This window comes from Kribbella sp. NPDC050241, assembly GCF_044459685.1.
Classification (GTDB): domain Bacteria; phylum Actinomycetota; class Actinomycetes; order Propionibacteriales; family Kribbellaceae; genus Kribbella.
Map to the genome: position 1 here is coordinate 586,667 of NZ_JBITJE010000001.1, position 21,315 is coordinate 607,981.

At 69.1% G+C, this 21,315-nt stretch carries 19 protein-coding genes; 12 read left to right on the plus strand and 7 right to left on the minus strand.

Features of this window, described 5'->3' with window-relative positions; genetic code table 11:
- Positions 1-40: 40 nt before the first annotated feature.
- The 5 genes from priA to ACIBG5_RS02685 are packed head-to-tail and all read left to right on the plus strand — an operon-like array spanning position 41 to position 6,811.
- On the plus strand, positions 41-778 hold the full coding sequence (gene priA / locus ACIBG5_RS02665; protein ID WP_396389690.1) for a bifunctional 1-(5-phosphoribosyl)-5-((5-phosphoribosylamino)methylideneamino)imidazole-4-carboxamide isomerase/phosphoribosylanthranilate isomerase PriA: 738 nt from the start codon (positions 41-43) through the stop codon (positions 776-778).
- Positions 775-3,063, plus strand: coding sequence for an HAD-IB family hydrolase (locus tag ACIBG5_RS02670; RefSeq protein WP_396389691.1), 2,289 nt, complete (start codon positions 775-777; stop codon positions 3,061-3,063). The genes priA and ACIBG5_RS02670 overlap by 4 nt, the downstream gene beginning before the upstream one ends.
- Positions 3,060-4,256: a zinc-binding dehydrogenase gene (locus ACIBG5_RS02675; protein WP_396389692.1), complete on the plus strand. Its 1,197-nt coding sequence runs from the start codon at positions 3,060-3,062 to the stop codon at positions 4,254-4,256. The genes ACIBG5_RS02670 and ACIBG5_RS02675 overlap by 4 nt, the downstream gene beginning before the upstream one ends.
- A 42-nt stretch (positions 4,257-4,298) precedes the next feature.
- On the plus strand, positions 4,299-5,879 hold the full coding sequence (locus tag ACIBG5_RS02680; RefSeq protein WP_396389693.1) for a lactate racemase domain-containing protein: 1,581 nt from the start codon (positions 4,299-4,301) through the stop codon (positions 5,877-5,879).
- A complete protein-coding gene (locus tag ACIBG5_RS02685; RefSeq protein ID WP_396389694.1) occupies positions 5,879-6,811 on the plus strand; it encodes a lysophospholipid acyltransferase family protein in 933 nt (310 codons plus the stop codon). Before ACIBG5_RS02680 ends, ACIBG5_RS02685 begins: the two co-directional genes overlap by 1 nt.
- On the opposite strand, the gene ACIBG5_RS02690 is transcribed toward ACIBG5_RS02685, so the two are convergent.
- Both ACIBG5_RS02690 and ACIBG5_RS02695 read right to left on the minus strand, forming a co-directional pair.
- Positions 6,812-8,029 carry an SGNH/GDSL hydrolase family protein gene (locus ACIBG5_RS02690; RefSeq protein ID WP_396389695.1) on the minus strand — a complete coding sequence of 406 codons (1,218 nt, stop codon included), beginning with the start codon at positions 8,027-8,029 and terminating at the stop codon, positions 6,812-6,814. It lies immediately after the preceding gene.
- 47 nt (positions 8,030-8,076) lie between these two features.
- Positions 8,077-8,688 carry an ArsR/SmtB family transcription factor gene (locus tag ACIBG5_RS02695; protein ID WP_396389696.1) on the minus strand — a complete coding sequence of 204 codons (612 nt, stop codon included), beginning with the start codon at positions 8,686-8,688 and terminating at the stop codon, positions 8,077-8,079.
- A 75-nt stretch (positions 8,689-8,763) separates the two neighbouring features.
- Here ACIBG5_RS02695 and ACIBG5_RS02700 point away from each other — a divergent pair, with 75 nt between their 5' ends.
- The 3 genes from ACIBG5_RS02700 to ACIBG5_RS02710 all read left to right on the plus strand — a co-directional run bounded on the left by ACIBG5_RS02700 (position 8,764) and on the right by ACIBG5_RS02710 (position 11,281).
- The gene (locus ACIBG5_RS02700) at positions 8,764-9,978 is read left to right on the plus strand and encodes an aminopeptidase (RefSeq protein ID WP_396389697.1); all 1,215 of its coding nucleotides are present in this window, start codon (positions 8,764-8,766) and stop codon (positions 9,976-9,978) included.
- Between the two features lie 65 nt (positions 9,979-10,043).
- Positions 10,044-10,805 carry an imidazole glycerol phosphate synthase subunit HisF gene (hisF, locus tag ACIBG5_RS02705; protein WP_396389698.1) on the plus strand — a complete coding sequence of 254 codons (762 nt, stop codon included), beginning with the start codon at positions 10,044-10,046 and terminating at the stop codon, positions 10,803-10,805.
- The gene (locus tag ACIBG5_RS02710) at positions 10,802-11,281 is read left to right on the plus strand and encodes a MarR family winged helix-turn-helix transcriptional regulator (RefSeq protein WP_360452823.1); all 480 of its coding nucleotides are present in this window, start codon (positions 10,802-10,804) and stop codon (positions 11,279-11,281) included. Before hisF ends, ACIBG5_RS02710 begins: the two co-directional genes overlap by 4 nt.
- A 68-nt stretch (positions 11,282-11,349) precedes the next feature.
- On the opposite strand, the gene ACIBG5_RS02715 is transcribed toward ACIBG5_RS02710, so the two are convergent.
- From ACIBG5_RS02715 to ACIBG5_RS02725, 3 genes are read right to left on the minus strand one after another with little or no spacing between them, the layout of a single operon-like run.
- Entirely contained in the window at positions 11,350-12,873 is a 1,524-nt protein-coding gene (locus tag ACIBG5_RS02715; RefSeq protein ID WP_396389699.1) for a right-handed parallel beta-helix repeat-containing protein, read from the minus strand.
- Entirely contained in the window at positions 12,870-14,252 is a 1,383-nt protein-coding gene (locus tag ACIBG5_RS02720; protein WP_396389700.1) for an O-antigen ligase family protein, read from the minus strand. Before ACIBG5_RS02720 ends, ACIBG5_RS02715 begins: the two co-directional genes overlap by 4 nt.
- Positions 14,253-14,257: 5 nt before the next feature.
- Positions 14,258-15,871, minus strand: coding sequence for a Wzz/FepE/Etk N-terminal domain-containing protein (locus ACIBG5_RS02725; RefSeq protein WP_396389701.1), 1,614 nt, complete (start codon positions 15,869-15,871; stop codon positions 14,258-14,260).
- Positions 15,872-16,056: 185 nt separating this feature from the next.
- On the opposite strand from ACIBG5_RS02725, the gene ACIBG5_RS02730 reads away from it, so the two are divergent.
- Complete coding sequence (locus ACIBG5_RS02730) at positions 16,057-16,563, plus strand: MarR family winged helix-turn-helix transcriptional regulator (protein ID WP_396389702.1); 507 nt, start codon at positions 16,057-16,059, stop codon at positions 16,561-16,563.
- Entirely contained in the window at positions 16,563-18,170 is a 1,608-nt protein-coding gene (locus ACIBG5_RS02735; protein ID WP_396389703.1) for an MDR family MFS transporter, read from the plus strand. The genes ACIBG5_RS02730 and ACIBG5_RS02735 overlap by 1 nt, the downstream gene beginning before the upstream one ends.
- A gap of 9 nt (positions 18,171-18,179) precedes the next feature.
- Here ACIBG5_RS02735 and ACIBG5_RS02740 read toward each other — a convergent pair whose 3' ends face one another.
- Positions 18,180-19,436, minus strand: a complete 1,257-nt coding sequence (locus ACIBG5_RS02740; RefSeq protein WP_396389704.1) for an MFS transporter — start codon at positions 19,434-19,436, stop codon at positions 18,180-18,182.
- Positions 19,433-20,041 carry an ArsR/SmtB family transcription factor gene (locus ACIBG5_RS02745; protein ID WP_396389705.1) on the minus strand — a complete coding sequence of 203 codons (609 nt, stop codon included), beginning with the start codon at positions 20,039-20,041 and terminating at the stop codon, positions 19,433-19,435. The genes ACIBG5_RS02740 and ACIBG5_RS02745 overlap by 4 nt, the downstream gene beginning before the upstream one ends.
- A gap of 146 nt (positions 20,042-20,187) precedes the next feature.
- Between ACIBG5_RS02745 and ACIBG5_RS02750 the strand changes: the two genes are divergently transcribed.
- Both ACIBG5_RS02750 and ACIBG5_RS02755 read left to right on the plus strand, forming a co-directional pair.
- Positions 20,188-20,700, plus strand: coding sequence for an RNA polymerase sigma factor (locus ACIBG5_RS02750; protein WP_396389706.1), 513 nt, complete (start codon positions 20,188-20,190; stop codon positions 20,698-20,700).
- A complete protein-coding gene (locus ACIBG5_RS02755) occupies positions 20,693-21,277 on the plus strand; it encodes a hypothetical protein (RefSeq protein ID WP_396389707.1) in 585 nt (194 codons plus the stop codon). The genes ACIBG5_RS02750 and ACIBG5_RS02755 overlap by 8 nt, the downstream gene beginning before the upstream one ends.
- Positions 21,278-21,315 lie beyond the last annotated feature (38 nt).

Here is a 21,315-nt window from a genome sequence, read left to right on the forward strand (position 1 = left end):
GGTTACGAAACTCGAACTAACGCCATCTAGGGTGTGGGCCATGTCTGAGAACCTGGTGCTGCTGCCTGCCGTGGATGTGGCAGACGGTCAGGCTGTCCGGCTGGTGCAAGGAGAGGCCGGAAGTGAGACCTCGTACGGCGATCCGCTGGCGGCCGCGATGGCCTGGCAGGACGCCGGAGCGGAGTGGATCCACCTCGTCGACCTGGACGCCGCGTTCGGCCGGGGCAGCAACCGTGAACTGCTCGCCGACGTGACCGGCAAGCTCGACGTTCAGGTCGAACTGTCCGGCGGGATCCGGGACGACGACTCACTCGAGGCCGGGCTGGCGACCGGCGCTCGCCGGGTCAACATCGGCACCGCCGCTCTCGAGGACCCGGAGTGGTGCGACCGGATCATCCAGCAGTACGGCGACCGGGTCGCGATCGGGCTCGACGTACGCGGCCGGACCCTGGCGGCCCGCGGCTGGACCAAAGAAGGCGGCGACCTGTACGAGGTCCTCGAGCGGCTCGAAGCGGCCGGCTGCGAGCGGTACGTGGTCACCGACGTCACCAAGGACGGCATGCTTCAGGGGCCGAACCTGGACCTGTACCGCGACCTGTGCGCGCGCACCGCGAAGCCGATCATCGCCTCCGGCGGTGTCTCCAGCCTCGACGACCTGGTGGCGCTGAGCACGCTGGTCGCCGACGGCGTCGAGGGCGTGATCGTGGGCAAGGCCCTGTACGCCGGTGCGTTCACCCTGACCGAGGCACTCGAACTCACGCGTGGAGGCGACCAGTGAGCCTGGCCGACAAGCTCAAGGACAAGAAGGTCCTGGTCACCGGCGTCACCGGATTCGTCGGTGAGGCGCTGCTGCACCGGATCATCGGCGACCTGCCCGGGACCACCGTGGTCGCCATCATCCGCCCGAAGGGGTCGCTCAACGGCACCGACCGGATGGCGCAACTGCTGAAGAAGGACATCTTCAAGCCGTTCTACGGCGAGGGCACCGAGTACGCCGACGCCGAGGCACTGAACAGTGCCCGGATCCAGGTGATCGACGGCGACCTGTCCGACGTACCGGAACTGCCGAAGGATCTCGACATCGTCGTGCACTGCGCCGGCGACGTCAGCTTCGACCCGCCGATCCACGAGGCGTTCACCACCAACGTGCTCGGCACGAAGAGCTTGCTCGAGCGGATCGTCGAAACGGCGCGGCCGGTTCATTACGTCCACATCTCCACGGCCTACACCGCGGGCCGTCGCCGGGGTGCGATCCCCGAGGCGTCGGTCGAGCACAGTGTCGACTGGCGGAGCGAGGCCGAGGCCGGGATGGCGATGAAGGCCCGGATCGAGGAGCAGTCCCGGTCCGCGCCGATGCTGGCCAAGTTCCGCAAGGACGCCGAGAAGCTGCACCGCCGGGCCGGCCACCTGACCGCCGCGACGGACACCGAGCGCCGCCGGACCGAGTGGGTCGCGAAGAAGCTGGTCGAGACCGGCACCGAGCGCGCCCGCAGTCTCGGCTGGACCGACTGCTACACGTTCACCAAGGCCCTCGGCGAGCGCGTGGTCGAGGAGTTCGCGGCCAAGCTGCCGACCTCGATCGTCCGGCCGGCCATCATCGAGTCCGCGGTGCAGAGCCCGCACCCGGGCTGGATCGAGGGCTTCAAGATGGCCGAGCCGCTGATCCTGGCCTACGGCCGCGGTGAGCTGCCGGAGTTCCCGGCCAGCCCTGACTCCGTCGTCGAGATCATCCCGGTCGACCACGTGGTCGGCGCGATCTGCGCAGTGATGGCGACCGAGCCCGAGCTGAACAGGCCGGAGTACTACCACGTCAGCTCCGGCGCCCGGAACCCGTTGACCTTCGAGCAGCTGTACGCCGGCGTCCGCGCGTACTTCTCCAAGCACCCGTTCGACCTCGGTGAGCGTGGCGCGGTCCGGCTCCCGGTCTGGAAGTTCCCCGGCGGCGACTCGGTCGAGAGCATGCTCCGGTACGGCGAGAAGGCCCACAAGATCGCCGACAAGATCATCACGACCGTGCCGAGGAGCGAACGGGTCCGCAAGTACGCGCGGGAGCTGGACGTGCAGAAGCGCCGGCTCGACTTCCTCCGCCGCTACATGGATCTGTACTCCGAGTACGCGCAGGCCGAGCTGCAGTTCATCGACGACAACGTGCTGGCGCTGCACAACGCGCTCGAGGGTGACGACCGGGAGAAGTTCTGGTGCGACACCTCGATCGTGGACTGGCAGTACTACCTGCAGGAGCTGCACTGCCCGAGCGTCACCGAGTCGATGCGCCGGCTGGACGTCGTACGGAAGAAGCGGAACAAGGCGCTTCTGGAGTCGGCCGGCGTACTGAAGAAGGTCGAGCCTTCGCAGGACACCGAGGTCATCGCCGCGTTCGACATGGACGGCACGCTGCTGTCGTCGAACGTGATCGAGACCTACCTGTGGATGCGGCTGCCCGAGCTGGACAGCCACCAGCGGGTCGGTGAGATCGGCGCGATGCTGCGCCGGCTGCCGAAGCTGATCTCGGCCGAACGCAAGGACCGCGGTACCTTCCTGCGCACGATCTACCGCCGCTACGAGGGCGCGGATCTGGAGGAACTGAACCGCATCGTCGACGAGGTCCTCGCCGAGCATGTCCTCGAGCGGCTGAGCGGAGCCGCGGTACGGCGGATCCGCGAGCACCGCGCGGCCGGGCACAAGACGATCCTGATCACCGGCGCGGTGCGGCCGCTGACCCGGCCGCTCGAGCCGCTGTTCGACGAGATCGTCGCGGCCGAACTGGCCGTCGACGACCGCGGCCGCTGCACCGGCTTCCTGTCCGGACCGCCGCTGGTCGGTGAGTCCCGGGCAGCGTGGCTCAAGCACCGCGCCCGCGGTACGAACATCGACCTGTCCAGGTCCTACGCCTACGCCGACAGCCACTCGGACCTGCCGATGCTGTCGGTGGTCGGCAATCCGGTCGCCGTCTCGCCGGACGTGTCGCTGTTCCGGGCCGCCCGGGCCGCGCGCTGGCAGATCGTCGACTGGAAGACCCCGTCCACATCGTCGCGACTGGAGCTCCCTGGGATGGCCCGATGATGCTCGCGCTCGAGATGTACCGGTCGCCGGCCAAGTACCTGGCGGCCAAGGCGGTCGGCGGCCGCATCCCCGGCATCCTGACCGGTCCGGCCGCGCCGCTGCGTCTCGTCACCATCAACGAGCCGAAGGCCGAGCGGGAGGGCTGGGCGCGGATCCGCCCGATCCTGTCCGGCATCTGCGGCTCCGACCTCGGCATGGTGACCGGATCCACCAAGCTGTACTTCTCCGCCATGGTGTCGATGCCGTTCGTCCCCGGTCACGAGATCGTCGGCGAACTGCTCGACGACTGCGAGGACCTGCCGAAGGGCACCCGGGTGGTGATGGACAGCGTCCTGACCTGTGCGGCCCGCGGTGTCGAGCCCTGCCAGGGCTGCGCGTCCGGCAACACCAACCGGTGCGACCGGATCACCGTCGGCCATGTGGCGCCCGGTCTGCAGACCGGCTTCTGCCAGGACACCGGCGGTGGCTGGGGCAACGTGATGATCGCTCACCGCAGCCAGCTGTACGCCGTACCTGAGACACTCACCAACGAGCGCGCAGTGCTGGTCGAGCCGCTCGCCTGCGCCGTGCACACGGCGCTGAGGTCCAAGGTCGCGCCGGGCCAGTCGGTCTTGGTGAGTGGCGCAGGTGCGGTCGGCCTGTTCGCAACCCTCGCCCTCCGCGAGCTCACCCAGGCCGGCCGGATCACGGTCGTCGCCAAGCACGCCAAGCAGCGTGAGCTGGCCCGGGCGTTCGGCGCCAGCGACGTGGTCGCGCCCGACGAGGTCTTCCGCGGCGTACGACGCTCGACCGGTGCGTTCCGGTTGAAGCCGGAGATGGCCAAGGAGTTCCTGCTCGGCGGTGTCGACATCGCCGTGGACGCGGTCGGCAGTAAGGACTCGATCGACACCGTGCTCCGGGTGACCAAGGCCGGCGGCCGGGTGGTGCTGTCCGGCATGCCGTCGACCGGCGCGGACCTGTCGCCGGTGTGGTTCCGTGAGCTGGAGCTGGCCGGCACCTACGCGTCCGCGCGGGAGGAGCCGAACGGCCGCCCTGCCTTCGAGACCGCGCTGGAGCTGGCCGCCAAGGCTCCGCTGGACGGCGTGGTCGGCGCGCGCTACCCGCTCTACCGCTGGCGCGAGGCGATCGACCACGCGCATTCGGCCGGCCGACTGGGCACGGTCAAGGTTGCTTTCGATGTGAGGGCCTCATGAGGGCCGTGACAGCGCTGCACGACGTACGAGAGAGGTTCTGACATGTCTCGGCCAGGGTTTGTGCTTGAGGTGGACGACCGGACTCCGCCCCTGCTCGTCCACAACGGTGAGGGATTCCTGCTGGAGCGCTTCCCGCTCGGTACCCGGGTGGTGTACCCGCCGGAGGCGCTGCCACCGGTGCGGGACGTGGACGAGGCGATCCAGAACGCACTGCTCAACCCGCTGGAGTCCGAGCCGCTGCCCGAGCTGCTGTTCGCCGGGATGCGCCTGACGATCGCGTTCGACGACATCTCGATCCCGCTGCCGCCGATGAAGAAGCCGGACATCCGGCAGCGCATCATCGAGGCGGTGCTCGAGCTGGCCGCGGCCGCCGGGGTGGACGACGTCGAGCTGATCTCGGCGAACGCGCTGCACCGCCGGCTCACCCCGAACGAGCTGCGCGACATCGTCGGCGAGCGGGTGTTCCGGTCCTTCTTCCCTGACGGCAAGCTGTACAACTTCGACGCCGAGGACACCGCGAACCTGACCCACCTGGCTCAGACCAAGCACGGCGAGGACGTGGAGATCTCCAAGCGGGCGGCCGAGTCCGACCTGCTCGTCTACGTGAACGTGAACCTGGTGGCGATGGACGGCGGCCACAAGTCGACGTCGATCGGCCTGGCGTCGTACAAGTCGCTGAAGCACCACCACAACAGCCACACGATGATCCACTCGCGGTCCTTCATGGACCACAAGGCCTCGAAGATGCACCACTCGGCCTGGCGGATGGGCGAGATCCTGACCCAGCACGTCAAGGTCTTCCAGATCGAGACGTCGCTGAACAACGACATCTTCGGCGGCCCGCTGGAGTTCCTGCAGAAGCGCGAGTGGGAGTGGTCGATCAAGGACCAGGCCTCGATGCTCGGCACCAAGCGCGCGCTCGCGGCCGCGCCGGGCAAGCTGCGGCACAAGATCTTCACCGACGTCCGGTCGAACTACGGCCTGACCGGAATCCACGCCGGCAAGATCGAGCCGGTGCACGACAAGACGCTGGACAACGTGCACCGCCAGCACCTGGTCGAGGTGCAGGGCCAGTCCGACGTCGCGATCATGGGTGTGCCGTTCATCGGCCCGTACAACGTGAACTCGGTGATGAACCCGATCCTGGCGGCCTGCATGGGGCTGGGCTACTACTTCAACTCCTACCGGGGCAACCCGATCGTCCGCAAGGACGGCGCGGTGATCCTGTACCACCCGGTCGACTACGAGTTCAGCCAGTTGCACCACCCGTCGTACGTCGACTTCTTCGAAGAGGTGCTGTCGGAGTCGACCGACCCGGCCACGATCGAGGCCAAGTTCGAGAAGCAGTACGCCGAGGACCCGTGGTACATCCACCTGTACCGCACGTCCTACGCGTACCACGGCGTGCACCCGTTCTACATGTGGTACTGGATCTCCCACGCCCTGGACCACTGCGGTGACATCGTCTGGGTCGGCGCGAACCGCAAGACGGTCGAGCGGATGGGTTTCCGGTCGGCCTCGACCCTGCAGGACGCACTGGAGATGGTCAGCCACTCGGTCGGCCGGTCGCCCTCGATCACGTACCTGCACAACCCGCCGCACCTGCTCGCGGACGTGCGCTGATGGGGACCAGCCTGGTGAAGTTCAGCCGCGACACCGCGCGTGACGTGAAGCAGGTCGCGCGCGGGTGGCGGTGGGGCCGGCGGCCGCAGGTGCCGCGGTCGGCCGAGCCGTACGTGATCCCGAAGGAGACCTCGGTCTTCCCGACCAAGTGGGCCCGGACGCCGGCTGCGATCGCGGTCCGCGAGGTGCTGCAGAAGGGCGCGCTCAACTCGGTGCTGCGATGGGAGGTCAACCCGCAGGTCAGCGGGCTCGACTCGCTGCTGAAGCTGCACGGGCCGGCGCTGATCGTGGCGAACCACTCGTCACACCTCGACACCCCGCTGGTGCTGTGCACCCTGCCCGACGCGATGCGCCGCAAGACCGCGGTCGCCGCCGCGGCGGACTACTTCTTCGACACCTGGTGGCGGGCGACCGCGTCGGCGATCGTGTTCAACACGTTCCCGATCGAGCGCCGCGGCGGCAAGCTCAGCTCGACCCCGGGCGACCTGCTCGCGGACGGCTGGAACGTGGTCGTGTTCCCGGAGGGCACCCGGTCGCCGGACGGCTGGATGGAGCGGTTCCGGATGGGCGCGGCGTACCTGGCCGTCGAGCACGGCGTGCCGGTGATCCCGGTCGGCATCAAGGGCTCGTTCGCCGCGATGCCGCGCGGTCGCGGCTGGCCGGTGCCCGGCCGTCCCTCGGTCGCGGTCCGGTACGGCGATCCGCTGAGCCCGGCCGAAGGGGAGAGCGCCCGCGAGTTCGCGCCGAAGATCTCCGCGGCGGTCTCGGCCCTCCTCGACGAGGAGTCGACCACCTGGTACGAGGCGCGCCGCCGCGTGGCCGCCGGCGCGTCCCCGTCCCAGTCCGGCCCCGACGCCGCCCGCTGGCGCCGGGTCTGGGAGTCCACCGCCCCGATCAAGCCGGCCGGATCCAAGCGCCGCGCCTGGAAGTAGTCACCGCTGGTTGCGTCCGGAGAGTGCCTCGGACGCAACCACCGCCAGCGCCTCGTACCCAGCGTCGTTGGGATGCAGATGGTCGCCGGAGTCGTACGCCGGGTTGAGTTGCTGCTCGTCGGACGGGTCTCCCACGGCTCGTGCGAAGTCGGCGACGGCGTCGTACTGGCCTGAGGTCCGGATCCAGGTGTTGACCCGGTCGCGGATCGCCTCCGCCCGCGCGAAGTCGGCCGGCTGCATGTAGTCGGCCTTGAACGGCGTCATCGTGGCTCCGACGATCCGGACGCCGCGTGAGTGCGCGGCCTTGATCATGCTCCGGTAGCCGGCGATGAGCTGGTCCGCGGTGACCCTGGCCGTGACGCCGCAGCCGCCGAAGTTGCCTTCGCTGTCCCAGATGTCGTTCTCGCCTTCCTCGACGATCACGGTGCGAACACCCGGCTGCCCGAGCGCGTCGCGGTCGAACCTGGACACGCCCGACGCGCCGAAGCAGGGCAATTCGCTGAGGAGCAGGTTCCCGGTGATGCCGACGTTGGCCACCCCCAGCCGACTCGACTGCAGGCGCTCCGCGAGTGCATCGGAGTACCGGCGATCGGCGTCGACGGTCGAGTTGTGGCCGTTGGTGATCGAGTCGCCGAAGGTGACGACGGTGCCCGCCGCGCCGGTCACATCGACGCCGGTGACGTAGTACACGGAATGGCTGGCCTCGCTACCCACCACTCCGTCGTACAGGTGATCGCCGGGCGCCGCGGTGGTCGTGGTGAGTCCGTCTTCGTGGTACGTCGCGGGCCCGGTGGCGCCGTCGACGTACAGGCTGATGACGAGGTGGTCGCCGGCGTCGGTCGCGATGGTCACCGGGTCCGACGTCATCGTTCGGCCGGTCGCGACAGTGGTACGGCGTGAGTCGTCGAAGGTCACCGTGTCGTGTGGTCCGCCTGTGGCCCTGGTCAGGGTCATCCCGGTCACGTGCAGCGGCTTGGCACCGTACTGGTTGGAGAGCCGGATCCGCAGGCTGCGACCGCCGGTGCTGAGCCGGATGGACTGGCGGATCGTCTGGTGGTCGAAGCCCGCCGTGGACCAGTTCGAGTTGTCAGCGGAGGGGCGTTGCATCGCGGCGGTCCAGGCGGCCGACCAGTGGGTGGCCGGTGGTTGCGCTGCCGCGGACGCCGGAAGGACGGAGGTGGTGGCCGCGACGAGCGCGGCGATCAGAGTGGTTTTCACGGTTGGATGGTTACATGGCATCTAGTTGCAGTGCAACTAGTATTGATTCACTCCGGATCAACGACCGCGTACCAGCCGATCAGCAGGTGAACCGGGATGCCGCTCGGGTCGTCGTCCGCGAGGGTGTCGAATTCGTTCTGGAGCGCCAGCAGCCGACGCCGGAAGTCCGCGGCGCGGACGGGGCTCACGCGGGCGACCATCCCGCGCCCGATCAACAGGCCGAGCGGCGTCTCCGCCTCCGTGCCGATCGGCACTCGCCCTGCGCTCAGGTTCCCGGTCAACTGGGTGTGGAACTCACTGAACACAGAGGACAGGGTGTCGGCGAACTCGGTGGACGCCGATGGGTCGGTGACAAGGTCCCCGCTGAGGGTGAAGGTCAACTGGGCGGTCCGGTACCGCTGCTCCTGGATGCCGGAGACCAGCCGGGTCTCCGCCACCTGGATCAGGCCGGCCGCCTCGAGTTGCTTGAGGTGGCGGTAGAGCTTCGTCTGTGGTTCGCCGAGTGCCGCCGCGATCTCCTTGGCCGACATCACCGGCGCGGACCGGCCGCCGCTCATCAGCACACGCAGGATCGCGATCCGGGTCGGGTCCGAGAGGGTCCGCATCGTCTCGAGGTCGGTGATCACCCTGACCGGCGAGACGTCGGCTGGTGGCTGCATGGCGCTCCTTCTTGCCCAATGTTCACCCGTCTGTCAATGTTCACCCTAACGTGAATATCGAGGTCAGGGGCTGGAATGAACGAGGAATGGGTACGGCGATTCGCCGAGTTGGCGGTCCGGGTCGGCGTGAACGTGCAGCCCGGGCAGGGGGTGGTGGTCTCCGCCGACGTCGCCCAGGCCGAGATCGCCCGGCTGGTGGTCGAGCGTGCCTATCTGGCCGGGGCGCGGTGGGTGGACGTTCTCTGGTCCGACGCCGTCGTCCGGCGGTCCGACCTCATGCACGCCGACCTGGAGGCCCTGACGGCGGACCGGCCCTGGGCATTGGAACGCACTCGCAGCTGGACCGACGACGGGATCGCATCGATCGCCCTGGTCGGTACGCCGGATCCGGCTCTGTACGCCGGGATCGACCCCGCGCGGATGGCCGCCGTACGAAGGCAAGAGGCGATCGCCATGCAGCAGGCTGTCATGTCCGAAGGGTGGCGATGGACGGTGGTGACCGCTCCGAACGCCGACTGGGCCACTCAGGTGTACGGCGAGCCGGACGTCGACCGGCTGTGGGGCGTGGTTGCCCAGGCCATGCGCCTCGACGAGACCGATCCGGTCGGGGCCTGGCGGGAACGGTCGGCGGCCCTCGCGGCTCGGTGTGCTGCCCTCGATGCCTTGCAGATCAGCGAGCTCAGGTACGTCGGCGAAGGTACGGACCTGACCGTCGGCCTGCTGCCCGACTGCCGCTGGACCGGCGGCTCGACGGTTGACCCGGGCGGCGTGGCGTACCTGCCGAACATCCCGACGGAGGAGGTCTTCACCAGCCCGGACCGACGCCGCGCGGACGGTGTGGTCCGGCTGACCCGGCCGGTCGTCATCGCCGGCCAACTCGTCGAGGACCTGCGGCTCACGTTCGCGGACGGCCGGATCACCGAGGTCTCGGCCACGACCGGGGCGGACCTGGTCCGGTCGCAGCTCGACACCGACCCGGGTGCCCGCAGCCTGGGGGAGGTGGCCCTGGTCGACAAGGAGTCCCGGATCGCGCAGGCAGGTGTCGTCTTCCACAACACCTTGTTCGACGAGAACGCCGGCTGCCACGTCGCCTGGGGGCAGAGCTTCCCCTTCGCCGTCGACAAAGGCCTGGAGCTGACGCCCGACGAGCGCTACGCCCTCGGGCTGAACAACTCGTCCGTCCACACCGATGTCGTCGTCGGTGGCGACGGTCTGTCGGTCACCGCCACCACGCCGAGTGGTCCCGTCGTGCTGCTTCGCGACGACATCTGGCTGCTGCCGGCCTCTTGACCGCGGGAGGGGTCTCGCCGGACGTTCAGGCGGGGTTCCCAGGGTCGAGTCGGTACCCTTTCCGCGTGACTCTTGCCGTGCGGGTGATCCCCTGTTTGGACGTGGATGGCGGGCGGGTGGTGAAAGGGGTCAACTTCACCGACCTGCGCGATGCGGGAGACCCGGTCGAGATGGCCAAGGTGTACGACGCGGAGGGTGCCGACGAGCTGACCTTCCTCGACATCACCGCGTCCTCGGGCTCGCGGGAGACGACGTACGACGTGGTCGGGCGGACGGCCGAGCAGGTGTTCATCCCGCTCACCGTCGGCGGCGGTGTGCGCGAGGCGGCAGACGTGGACCGGCTGCTGCGGGCCGGCGCGGACAAGGTCGGGATCAACACCGGCGCGATCGCCCGTCCGGACGTGATCCGGGAGATCGCCCACCGGTTCGGCAACCAGGTGCTGGTGCTGTCACTCGACGTACGGCGGGCCGCGGACCAGCCGAGCGGTTTCGAGGTGACCACGCACGGTGGCCGCAAGTCGGCCGGTCTGGACGCGATCGAGTGGGCCAGGCGCGGTGCCGAACTGGGAGCGGGGGAGATCCTGCTGAACTCGATGGATGCCGACGGCACCAAACAGGGCTTCGACCTGGAGCTGATCCGGGCGGTGCGCGAGGTGGTCGATATCCCGCTGATCGCCAGCGGGGGAGCGGGGGCGCCGGAGCACTTCCCACCGGCGGTCGAGGCCGGCGCGGACGCCGTACTGGCCGCGAGCGTGTTCCACTTCGGCGACTTCCGGATCGCCGACGTCAAGAAGGCGCTGCGCGATGCCGGGATCGTGGTCCGGTGAACGAGGTCGTCGAGTCGCCGCGGACCGAGCACAGGGAGCGCATGCTCGCGGACATCGAGCAGGAGTTGTCGGCGCTGTTCCGTCGCTCCCGGTCGGCGTCGCTGCGGCTGGCGCGCCGGGTGCACCCGGACATGGACGCGGCCGGCTACGCCCTGATCTCCCAGATCGAGCTCGGGACGTCCGGCGGTCGCGCCGGCGTTCGGGCGTCCGACGTCGCCCAGGCGCTCGGCCTGGACAAGTCCACCGTCAGCCGAGGCATCACCCAGCTGGAGAACCTCGGCCTGATCGAGCGCGTCGGCGACCCTGACGACGGCCGCGCCCGCCTGCTCCGGTTGACGGCCACCGGCGCAGACAGCTTCGGTGCCATGCGCGCCCAGCGCCAGACCGAGTTCAGAGCCATCCTGGACCGCTGGAATCCCACCGACCTGGCCGACCTCGGCCGCCTCCTCGCCCGCCTCAACGCCGACCTCACCTGACCGGCCACGGCCGACGTCAACCGACCGGCCACGGCCGACCTCAGCTGACTGGCGCCGTCGGTCGGCGTTCAGCGGCTGGTGCGTGCGGCCTGCCCGCCGCTGTCGTTGCCCGCCTCGCGCCACTGGGACCAGGTCAGGTCGGTGTCGTTCCAGGAGAAGTACGGCTCGTCGAGTGACGGCACGAAGTACGTGTTGTTCTCGAAGCGATTGTTGGCCCCGGTGTAGACGGCGTCGTCTCCGATGTCCTGGACCGCACCGGTGGTCTGGCCGGCGGACAGGGTGACGCGGTTGTCGTGGACCCAGACGTTGCGAACGACGTGTGGTCCGTGCGGCGCCGGCTCCTCGTCGGCACGGCCGCCGCTCTCGATCAGGGCGATGCCGTTGGCGTTCTCGCCGAGGGTGTTACCGGCGACCTCGATGAGTCCCGTGCCGCCCGACGACTGGATCTGGATGCCGGCCTGCCAGGCCCAGCCGCTGTGCCGTCGGCCGTTGCCGGAGATCTCGTTGTCCTTGATCGTGGCGTCGTAGCTGATCTCGTGCTGGATGCCGGCTCCCCAGTTCCCGGTGATCTTGTTGAACGAGTACTCCGTGTGGATGTTGCCACCGTCGGTCCACAGCCCCGGGCCGAGGTTGTCGTGGACGTAGTTGTGCCTGACCGCGTGCCGGTCGGTGTGCCAGCTCTTGCTCCCGCCCGCTTCCCAGTCCGCCGAGTAGCCGGCCACACCGTTGAACGAGATCTCGTTGCCGCTCACGACCGATCCGTTGCCCCAGGCACCGAAACCGAGCTGGCCCTGGTGGTGCACGAAGTTCGAGGTGACGACGGCTCCGTCGGCCAGCCCCAGGCCGACGCCGTGGTTGAGGCGCACCTCGTTGTGCGAGATCCGCCAGCCGGACCCGATGCCGTCCGGCGTGGTCCGGCGGGTCTCGACGGCGGCGACCTGGGCCTCGTTGGCGGCCTGCTCGAGAACGAGGTTGGCGACGGTGACGTTGTCGACGGTCGCACTGATGAGGCTGGGTGCGACGGCCTGCTCGACCAGGCGGAGTTCAGGATCGTCGCCGATGGTGATCGTGTTCGTGGCGTAGTCGGCATGGACCGTGCCGGCGGTCACGGCCGACCTGGACCCGACCCGACTCAGCCGCTGCTTGTCTACGAACACGTCTTCGGCGTACGCACAGGTCGGCACGGATTCCATGCACTCGCCGTGGTCGCTCGGCTCCGTGGGCAGGAAGCCCGTGGTCGACCAGACTCCGCCGTGCTGCTGCCAGCCGATGAGTACCTTCGACCCACTGACCACCGCGCCCTGACGACCGATGATCGCGTCACCCTGCTTCGGCTCCAGGGGTTGCTCCAGCCGGTAGGTGCCTGGGGAGAGGCAGTACGTCGTACCGGCCGCGTGCGCGTCGATGACCGATTGGAGGTCCTCGGACGGACCGACGGAGACGCCGTCACAGGATCTCGGAACCGGACCAACGGGCCCGGTGAGTCCGGCGCGGCCAGGCAGAGCGGTGTCGGTCGGCTCGCCGTCGCACGACACGGCCGGCAATGCCGCCAGCAGGCAGATTGCTGCGATCCAACGCGTCCTGGATCTCACGGTCCCATCCCGCCACGGAACCACGGCCGGACCGTGGTCACCGCCACCCCGATGCCGAACGAGGTCCACAGCAGCGCCGCGACCTGCGGTCCCTCCAACTGGGGATCGAAGAAGCAGGACACCAGCACGGCCGTCGTCACCATCAGCGAGAGCACGCCCACCTGACGCCTGGTGTGCAGCCCTTCGCGGGCCAGCCGCCGGCAGCCGCCGATCATGCGCCAGTACCACCCCACCCACAAGGCGATCCACAACGAGATGCCGACCAGACCCAACCTGGCCATGATGTGCAGGTGCGAGTTGTGCGGGCTCCGCAGCGAGTCCTTGCCCGCATCGAGTATGCCGACCTCGCTGGCCAGGTTCTGGCCGAAGCCGGACCCGTCGACCAGATGGCCGTCCGCCACCTGTTTGTCGAGGATCCGCGACCAGAGTTGCTGACGCCCCTCGACGGTGCCGCCCAGGTTGCCGGGCGTTTCCTTTCCACCGAGGCTCGCGACGTTGGAGATCAGTTGGGTAGCCGAGAACTCCCGCCCCTGCAGTCCGCCGAGCGGCACCTTCAGCGACAGCAGTGAGGCCAGTCCCAGGCCGACAGTCATCACGAGTACGACGCGGGCGGCGAGCCCCACACGGTTGCGGAGGAACGCCAGTCCGACCGCCCCACCGGCCATCACGCCGAGCAGACCACCGCGATTCTGAGTGGCGGCAAGTGCGACGACAACGAGCGCCATCAAGCTCCAGCCCGTACGGCTCCGAGCGCTGCGCGTCCCGGGCAGGAGCCACATACACCCGAGCACGAGCAGCGCGGCGATGGCCGAGCTCCCGGCCTTGTGCGACAGCACCGACACCGTGGAGAACGGCACCGTGGGGGCACTGTCCGCCAGCGGATACAGCACGACGGCGAACGGCAGCCAGAGCAGCAGCCACGGAGCCAACCGACTCAACCCGTTGATCCACCGGTCGAGGAGCTCCGGGGACCTGGCCAGCGCGGCTATGACGAAGAACGCGAACAGGCAGTAGAACCAGAGCGCGGCATCCCGCACCGCGTCCAGGTGGTACGTCGCGACGCCGGGCACCGTCCGGATCAGTCCCCAGGCGGCGAACGCGATGAGCGGCGCGAGGATGGACTCGTCCCTGATCGGCACCTTGAGGTAGTGGGTGGCCACGACCGCGGCAGCAGCGCCGACCCCCAGCACCATCTCGCCGACGAACAACGGGCTACCGGGCAGATGGAGGTAGGCGAAGGCCCGGTCGAGCAGCAGGTAGCCGGCCAGGAGAGGCCCGAGCAACCGCCCGTACAGGATCCAGAGACGTCCCGATGCGTCCGGAGGCGGCGCGCGCAGGTCACCGCCGAGCTCGCGTGGAGTACCCGCGGGCGAGGCCATCCCGCTCAGTCCTGTGGTTGGTGTGCCGATGTACGGCGGGCCCTGGCAGGCCGGAATGTCAGCATTTCGACCAGCTGCATGGGCTCAGAACCGATCCGCGCTCGCAGCCAGCCGACGAACTTCGGTCCAGGATCGGTCCGCCGGTAGATGTAGCCGGCGAGACTGGGTTCGACCTGCTCGAGTCGCTCCACCACTGTCACATGGTCCTGCACCGGTTCGCCGGGGCCGAGGACGACGACGGTCGCATCGGAGTCCTGGACCAGCTCGACGGCGTTCGCCGTCGTCAGCACGGCGGGGCTGTCGATCAGGACGAGTTCGAACGACTCCTTGGCCTCGGCGATCAGCTTTCCCACTGCCTCGGCGTACGCCGTGCCGCTGGTCCGCCGCGCCCGGGTGGGACCGGCCCTGAGGACGGTGACGTCCGCGTTGAGCGGGCTCGGCTGGATGCACTCCGACACCGGACAACACCCGGCCACGACCTGTTCGAAGCCGTCGGACTGCGGGCTGCCGGGGAGAAGCAGACCGGTCAGGGCACTCCCGCCCGCATCGGCGTCCACCGCCAGTACGGGCGTCCCGCTCTCGGCTACCGCGAGTGCGACGTTGGCGACGACCGTACTCCGCTCGGATCCGCTCTCGGCCGAGAGGAAGACGACGGCCATCCGGTGGTCCCGGCCGGAGCGCAGGCGCTCGACCGACCCCGCGGTGAACCGGAACGCCTCGGCGGCCGCGGACTGCGGATCGGCGGCCATCGGCAGGGGATGGGCGGTAGCCGACAAGGTGGACCGGATCCGGTTCCGGCCGGTCGGCGGGATGTCGCCGAGGAGAGGCGCGTCGTAGATCGCGACCGGGTCGAGGCGGTCGTCGAGGCACCGCCGGCGGCCTGCCCGCAGATAGGCCAGCACGGCACCCAGGGCGAGGCCGGCCACCAGCCCGATCGCACCGGACCGCTTCGCGTTGCCGTTGATCGGCAGCTGCGGTTCGGCGGCCCACGTGACGGTCGGGTGAGTGGCTAGGGCCAGCTGCAGGTCGACCAGTGTCTGCGTCCGCTGGTTCTGCAGGTCGGTCCGCTGGCCCTGGGTCCGGGCGTCGTCGATGGCTCGCTGGACCGCGGCGACATCGGCCGCACCTTGAGCCGCGATGGCGGCGGACCGAGCGTCGTCGAAGGCCTGAAGCACCGCGTTGACACCGGCCTGGGCGACCTTGCTGCTCGGCCAGGTGAAGGTCAGGGCGACGATGCTGGAGCCGAAGCCGCCCGGTGTGGCCTGCTCCGGCGGGGTGATCTCGAGCGAGCTGTCCTCGCCCGCGAAGTCGCGCCGGGTCAGCACGTTGCCGTTCAACTCCGCGTTGGCGAAGCGGACCGCGCGGTCGGCCACCTCCTGGGACTGCAGCAGCAGCACCTGACTGTCGAAGTACTGGGTGCGGGCCTCACCCTCGGCGAGGGTGCTCTGCGGCACCGTGACCGTGGCGTACGCGCGGTACACCTCGGCCTGCTGCATCGAGTACCCCACCGCTGCCACGGCCGTCAGCACAGCGATGACCGTGACCATGACCCAGTAGCGGCGTACCGCACTGAGGACAGTCGGTTCAAAGCGCGCTTGTTCGATTCCCGTGGCCTTCATGGCCTCACCTCAGTCGCTCCCCTGGACTTCGGTGCACTCCCCAGAAAATGCTCCCCTTCGGAGGATGATAGACGGAGAGTGGCCAGAATTGCGCCGTTCTCCAGAATTTCTCACGCTCCGTAAACGAAACCGTCCAGTCTGCCATATGGTTGCAGAAACCAACTACTTTGACATATAGTTGGTTTATGCAACTAGCTCAGGAACCCCTCGTCCCGGGGGTAGAGCGGGACGCGTCGGCCCAGGAGCTGCTCGAAGGAGTCAGCTCGCTGGTACGGGCCGTGCGTTGTATCGAGCATCGGCATCTGACCCCCGAAGGCGGGCTGCGCCGTTCCGACGCGAGCGTGCTCAAGGTCCTGCTGAGGGACGGCGAGCAGCGCGGCGGTGAGATCGCGGCCAAGCTCGGCGTCGATGCGTCGGTGGTGAGCCGGCAGCTGACCGCGCTGGAGGCCGACGGACTGGTGAGCCGTCGACCGGATCCGGCCGATGCCCGGGTCGGGCTGGTCAGCCTGGCCCCCCAAGGCAAGGCCCAGCTGGAGGCCTTGTACTCCACCTACACCCAGCAACTTCGTACCGCCATGGCGGACTTCGACGACGACGCGCTCCTTGCCGCTGCGGAAACCATGCAGCGGATCGCCCGCGCCATCACCGAAGCCGCCACGAGCGTGAGGCGATCTCAACCAACAGGAGACTGATGACTGTCATCGAGACCCGGCGTGCGCCTGTGCCCACCGCGCCGGAACTCACCCACCGCGAGATCCTCGAGATCCTGATCGGCCTGCTCGCCGCGCTGTTCACAGCGATGCTGAGCTCGACCATCGTCAGCAACGCCCTGCCGACGATCATCGCCGACCTGGAAGGGACCCAGACGCAGTACACCTGGGTGCTGACGGCGAGCCTGCTGGCCACCACGGTGTCCACGCCGATCTGGGGCAAGCTCTCCGACTTGATGAGCAAGAAGCTGCTCGTCCAGCTGGCGATCTCCCTGTTCGTGGTCGGGTCGGCACTGGCCGGCATGTCCCACAACGTGCCGTTCCTGATCGGCGCCCGCGTTCTGCAGGGCCTTGCGATGGGCGGCCTGATGGCGCTGGCCCAGGCGATCATCGGAGCGGCGATCCCGCCCCGCAGCCGCGGCCGGTACTCCGGCTACATGGGTGCGGTGATGGCCGTCGCGACCGTGAGCGGTCCGCTCATCGGTGGCGTCATCGTCGACACCTCGTGGCTCGGCTGGCGCTGGTGTTTCTACGTCTGCGTCCCGCTGGCCGTGATCAGCCTGGTCATCCTGCAGAAGTACCTGCACCTGCCGCTGATCAAGCGCAAGGTCCGGATCGACTACCTCGGCGCGGTGCTGATCAGCATTGCGGCGAGCCTGCCGCTGCTCTGGGTCACCTTCGCCGGTCACGACTTCGCCTGGATGTCGTGGCAGTCCGCGCTCTTCGTCGGCGGCACGCTGCTGGTCGGCTTCCTCGCCGTGGTGGTGGAGAACCGGGTCAAGGAGCCACTGGTTCCGCTGAAGGTCGTGCGAGAGCGGACCACCGCGCTGGCGATCGTCGCCAGCCTGGCGGTCGGTGTCGCGATGTTCGGCAGCGCGCTGTTCCTCGGCCAGTACTTCCAGATCGCCCGCGGCTACAGCCCGACCGAGGCCGGTCTGCTGACCATCCCGATGATGCTGGGGTCGTTCCTCGGCTCGGTCGGCTCCGGTCAGATGATCACCCGGTTCGGCAAGTGGAAGCGCTACTTGGTTGCCGGTAGCATCCTTCTGGTCGGCGGCCTGACGGTGCTCGGCACGATCGACCACACCACGCCGTACTGGTACGTCGGACTCGGCATGCTGGCGATGGGTCTCGGCATGGGCATGACCATGCAGAACCTCGTCCTCGCCGTACAGAACACCGTTGACGTCTCGCAGATCGGCGCATCGAGCGCCACGGTCTCGTTCTTCCGCAGCCTGGGTGGTGCCGTCGGCGTGTCGGCCCTGGGTGCCGTCCTCGCGGTCCGCGTGCAGGATTCGATCGTCGCCGGTCTGCTCGCCAGTCCGGGTGGCGCCGACGCCGCGCGCAAACTGCAGGAGGGTGGCTCCGGCAGTACAAGCCTGCTGGACGTCGGCCACCTGCCGGCGCAGTTGGCGGAGCTTGTGCGGCAGTCGTACGGCGATGCGACCGGGCAGATCTTCCTGATCGCGGCCGCCTGTGCGGCGGTCAGCCTGATCGCGGTGCTGTTCATCAAGGAGGTCCCGCTCCGGCTGACGGTCGCCAAGGTCAACGACGTCGAGGACCTCGCCGACCGCGCGGTGCACGACTAAGGGGCACGACTAGAACTCAGGAGGCTCGAGGCCGTCGAGTCCGCGGGTGCGGATGTTCGGCGAGCCGACGAGCCACAGGACGGCAAGCAGGCCGCCGGCCGCGGAGACGAGGAGGGTTGCTCGGACACCGATCCAGGTGCCGAGCAACCCACCGACGACCGCGCCGAGCGGCCTGATGCCGTAGTTGATGGTGCTGTAGGCCCCCGACACCCGGCTCCGCATGTAGTCGTGCGTGACGGCGGCCTGCAGCGAGTTGTTCGGTATGTCGAAGCACATGACAGCGAACGCGCCGACGAACTCGGCCGCCGCCAGCGCGGTGGCCTTGACCCAGGTCGGGCCGTCGGCGAACGCCGCGATCGCGATGGCGCCGGGGAAGACGACGGCACCGGCGGCGATCAACGGACCGACGCCGAAGATGCGGCTGAGCGGGGAGGCGGCGACCGCGCCGAGCAGCCCACCGGCCGCACCGATGCCGAACGCGATCCCGATCGTCCCCGCGGACAGCCCCAGCTCCCGGCTGGCGAAAAGCACCAGCAAGGCGGTGCTGATCAGGTTGAAGAAGTTGACGGTCGTCGAGCAGGCCAGACTGCGGCGGAGGTACGGATGCCGGAGCAGGTAGCGCATGCCGGCGCGGGCGCGGCGCAGCAGCGGTTCGGCTGTCTCGTCCGAGGCGGCCGGGGTCATCTTGATCCGGCTGATCTGGAGGGCGGAGAACGTGAAGGTCAAGGCGTCGACGACGATCGCGACCGGTGCGGTCAGCCACTGCACGAGCAGGCCACCGAGCGCGGGACCACCCATGAACGAGATCGACCTGGTCGCGGACAGCTTGCTGTTGGCCTCCAGGAACTGATCCCGCTCGACCAGCGCGACGAAGAACGACGCGTAGGCGGTGTTGAACACGACATGCGCCGTACCGGCCAGGATCGCGATCACATAGAGCTGGCCGAGGGTGAGCGCGTCCAGCCAGTACGCCGCCGGCAGCGAGAGCAGGAGGACGGTCCGGGACAGGTCGGCCGCGATCATCAGCGGGCGCTTGTCCCGGCGGTGGTCGACCCACGTGCCGATGAACAGTGACGCGAGGTTCGGCAGCCAGACCGCCGCGGTCAGGAATCCGACCTGACTGGGCGAGGCGTTGAGCATCGTGACGGCGATCAGCGGCAGCGCCAGCTCGGTGATCCGGTCGCCGAACTCGGACACGCCCTGCGCGGACCAGAAGGTCCGGAACCGGCGGTCCCGCCAGAGACTGGTGGCGGACAGCGTGCTCACGGCGATCCCTCAGGCGGAGTTGTTGCTTCGGGCAACGTCATCCGCAGGTAGCGGACCGAGCCGGCGTCCGGTGGCGTATCGCCCTCGTTGCGGCGCTGGACGTACGGCGCCAGCAGTTGCTCGATCGCGGATTCGATCGCCTCGGCCTCGGCCGGTGTGATGACCAGCCGGGTGTTGGCGGACCCGGCGACGCGGCTCCACCCGGCCTCGAGTCCGGGCTCGGTCTCGGCCAGCCACTGCTGCACGGCCTCGAGCGACTGGTTGATCATCTCGGCGCGGAGCAGCCGGCCGGCCTCGGCACCCTCCGGGGTGTCGGGCATCTCGTAGCGGAATCCGCGCGAGACCGCGCTCCACCAGCGCTGCCGCCGGTCCGAGCCGCCGTCCGGGGGAGGCCCGTCCACCACCAGCCCGAAGTTCGCCAGGTGCCGCAGATGCCAGCTGGTGACCGACGGCGAGGCGCCCACGTGCTCGGACAGCTGGGTCGCCGTGGCCGGGCCGTTGCGCTGCAGCCAGCTGAGCGCCGCCAGTCGAACCGGGTGAGCCAGCGCCCGCATCGCCTGCGGGTCGGTGATCTCGAAATCGCCGTACGGATTTCTGAGAGACATGTTTCGAGAGTAATCTCTCAGATCTCGCGGGAGCAAGACCTGGCACTCTGGCCGGGGTCGCGCGAAACTTCTCCGCACCGGGAGGGAACCGGGTGGGCTGCTCGCGCGTGTTAGCCGTGAGACGACCCGTTGGGGAGGTGCGCGGCGTGCACGACAGCGACGGTGACCCGGCTGCCGACGTGGCGGCGCTGTACCGCCGGACGTGGCCGCGGCTGATCGGTCTGCTGGTGTCCATCGGCGGATCGCGGGCCGACGCCGAGGAGGTCGCCCAGGACGCGTACGTGAAGCTGCTCGGCCGGTGGGACTCGATCCGCCGGTACGACGACCCGGAGGCCTGGGTGCGTGCGGTCGCGGTCCGGACTCTGGTGAGCCGGTTGCGCCGGCAGCAGGTGGCGACGCGCGCACTGGCGAAGCTCCGCGGCCGGCCGGCCGCAGTCGAGGGCCCGGATGGTGACGCACTGGATGTCGCCGCCGCCCTGGCGCGGATCACACCCGAGCAGCGGGCGGTCGTCGTACTGCACCACGTGATGGATCTACCGGTGGAGCAGATCGCCGAGGAACTGCAGATCGCGCCGGGCACGGTCAAGTCCCGCCTCGCGCGGGCGCGGCAGGCCCTGGCGCCACTGCTCACGGTCAAGGAGGTGTCCGAGCATGCGTGAAGCCCTGATGGAGTACGTCGACGAGCTCACGCCGGCCGAGGCGCCGCCGTTCGAGTACGTCGAGCGCACGGCCCGGCAGCGTCGTCACCGGCGCCGGGTCGTGCTGGTTGCGGTGGCGGCGGTTGTTGTGGTTATCGGGGGAGTCGCCGCCACTGTCGGCCTACCACGCGCTGGCGAGGAGCCGGCCGGGCCGGAGACCACCACGAACACCCTCGACGACGGTCCACCGCCGAGCCAGTTCAAGGTCGGTACGACGGTCATGGTGCTGCAGGGTGAGGTCGGCGTGATGTCCGCGACGCCGGTGCCGGACCACCCGTCGGTGCTGATGGTGAGCGTCGGACCCGGCATGGGTAACCCGCAGCCGTGTGTGCCGAGCACGGTCGTCCGCATTCTGTCCCAGGACCACACCTCGGTCCGGATTGCGGCGTACCGCTACACCGCCGTCGCGGATCAGCCGGAGACTCGGCATTGCAGGCCGTCCTTCGGTGCGATCGCCGTCGACCTCGACCTGCGCAGTCCACTCGGCGACCGCACCGTCTATGCGGGCAGCAGCGGTCAACGCGCCGTCTTGAACTGACGCCTTGCCGGGGTGGACCGCGACCACCCCGGCGGGCG

Bases quoted from the DNA above. Each gene is read 5' to 3' on its own strand.
- priA (WP_396389690.1), top strand. From the start codon at position 41: ATGTCTGAGAACCTGGTGCTGCTGCCTGCCGTGGATGTGGCAGACGGT.
- ACIBG5_RS02675 (WP_396389692.1), top strand. From the start codon at position 3,060: ATGATGCTCGCGCTCGAGATGTACCGGTCGCCGGCCAAGTACCTGGCG.
- ACIBG5_RS02680 (WP_396389693.1), top strand. From the start codon at position 4,299: ATGTCTCGGCCAGGGTTTGTGCTTGAGGTGGACGACCGGACTCCGCCC.
- ACIBG5_RS02685 (WP_396389694.1), top strand. From the start codon at position 5,879: ATGGGGACCAGCCTGGTGAAGTTCAGCCGCGACACCGCGCGTGACGTG.
- ACIBG5_RS02695 (WP_396389696.1), bottom strand. From the start codon at position 8,688: ATGCAGCCACCAGCCGACGTCTCGCCGGTCAGGGTGATCACCGACCTC.
- ACIBG5_RS02700 (WP_396389697.1), top strand. From the start codon at position 8,764: ATGAACGAGGAATGGGTACGGCGATTCGCCGAGTTGGCGGTCCGGGTC.
- ACIBG5_RS02720 (WP_396389700.1), bottom strand. From the start codon at position 14,252: ATGGCCTCGCCCGCGGGTACTCCACGCGAGCTCGGCGGTGACCTGCGC.
- ACIBG5_RS02725 (WP_396389701.1), bottom strand. From the start codon at position 15,871: ATGAAGGCCACGGGAATCGAACAAGCGCGCTTTGAACCGACTGTCCTC.
- ACIBG5_RS02730 (WP_396389702.1), top strand. From the start codon at position 16,057: ATGCAACTAGCTCAGGAACCCCTCGTCCCGGGGGTAGAGCGGGACGCG.
- ACIBG5_RS02735 (WP_396389703.1), top strand. From the start codon at position 16,563: ATGACTGTCATCGAGACCCGGCGTGCGCCTGTGCCCACCGCGCCGGAA.
- ACIBG5_RS02745 (WP_396389705.1), bottom strand. From the start codon at position 20,041: ATGTCTCTCAGAAATCCGTACGGCGATTTCGAGATCACCGACCCGCAG.
- ACIBG5_RS02755 (WP_396389707.1), top strand. From the start codon at position 20,693: ATGCGTGAAGCCCTGATGGAGTACGTCGACGAGCTCACGCCGGCCGAG.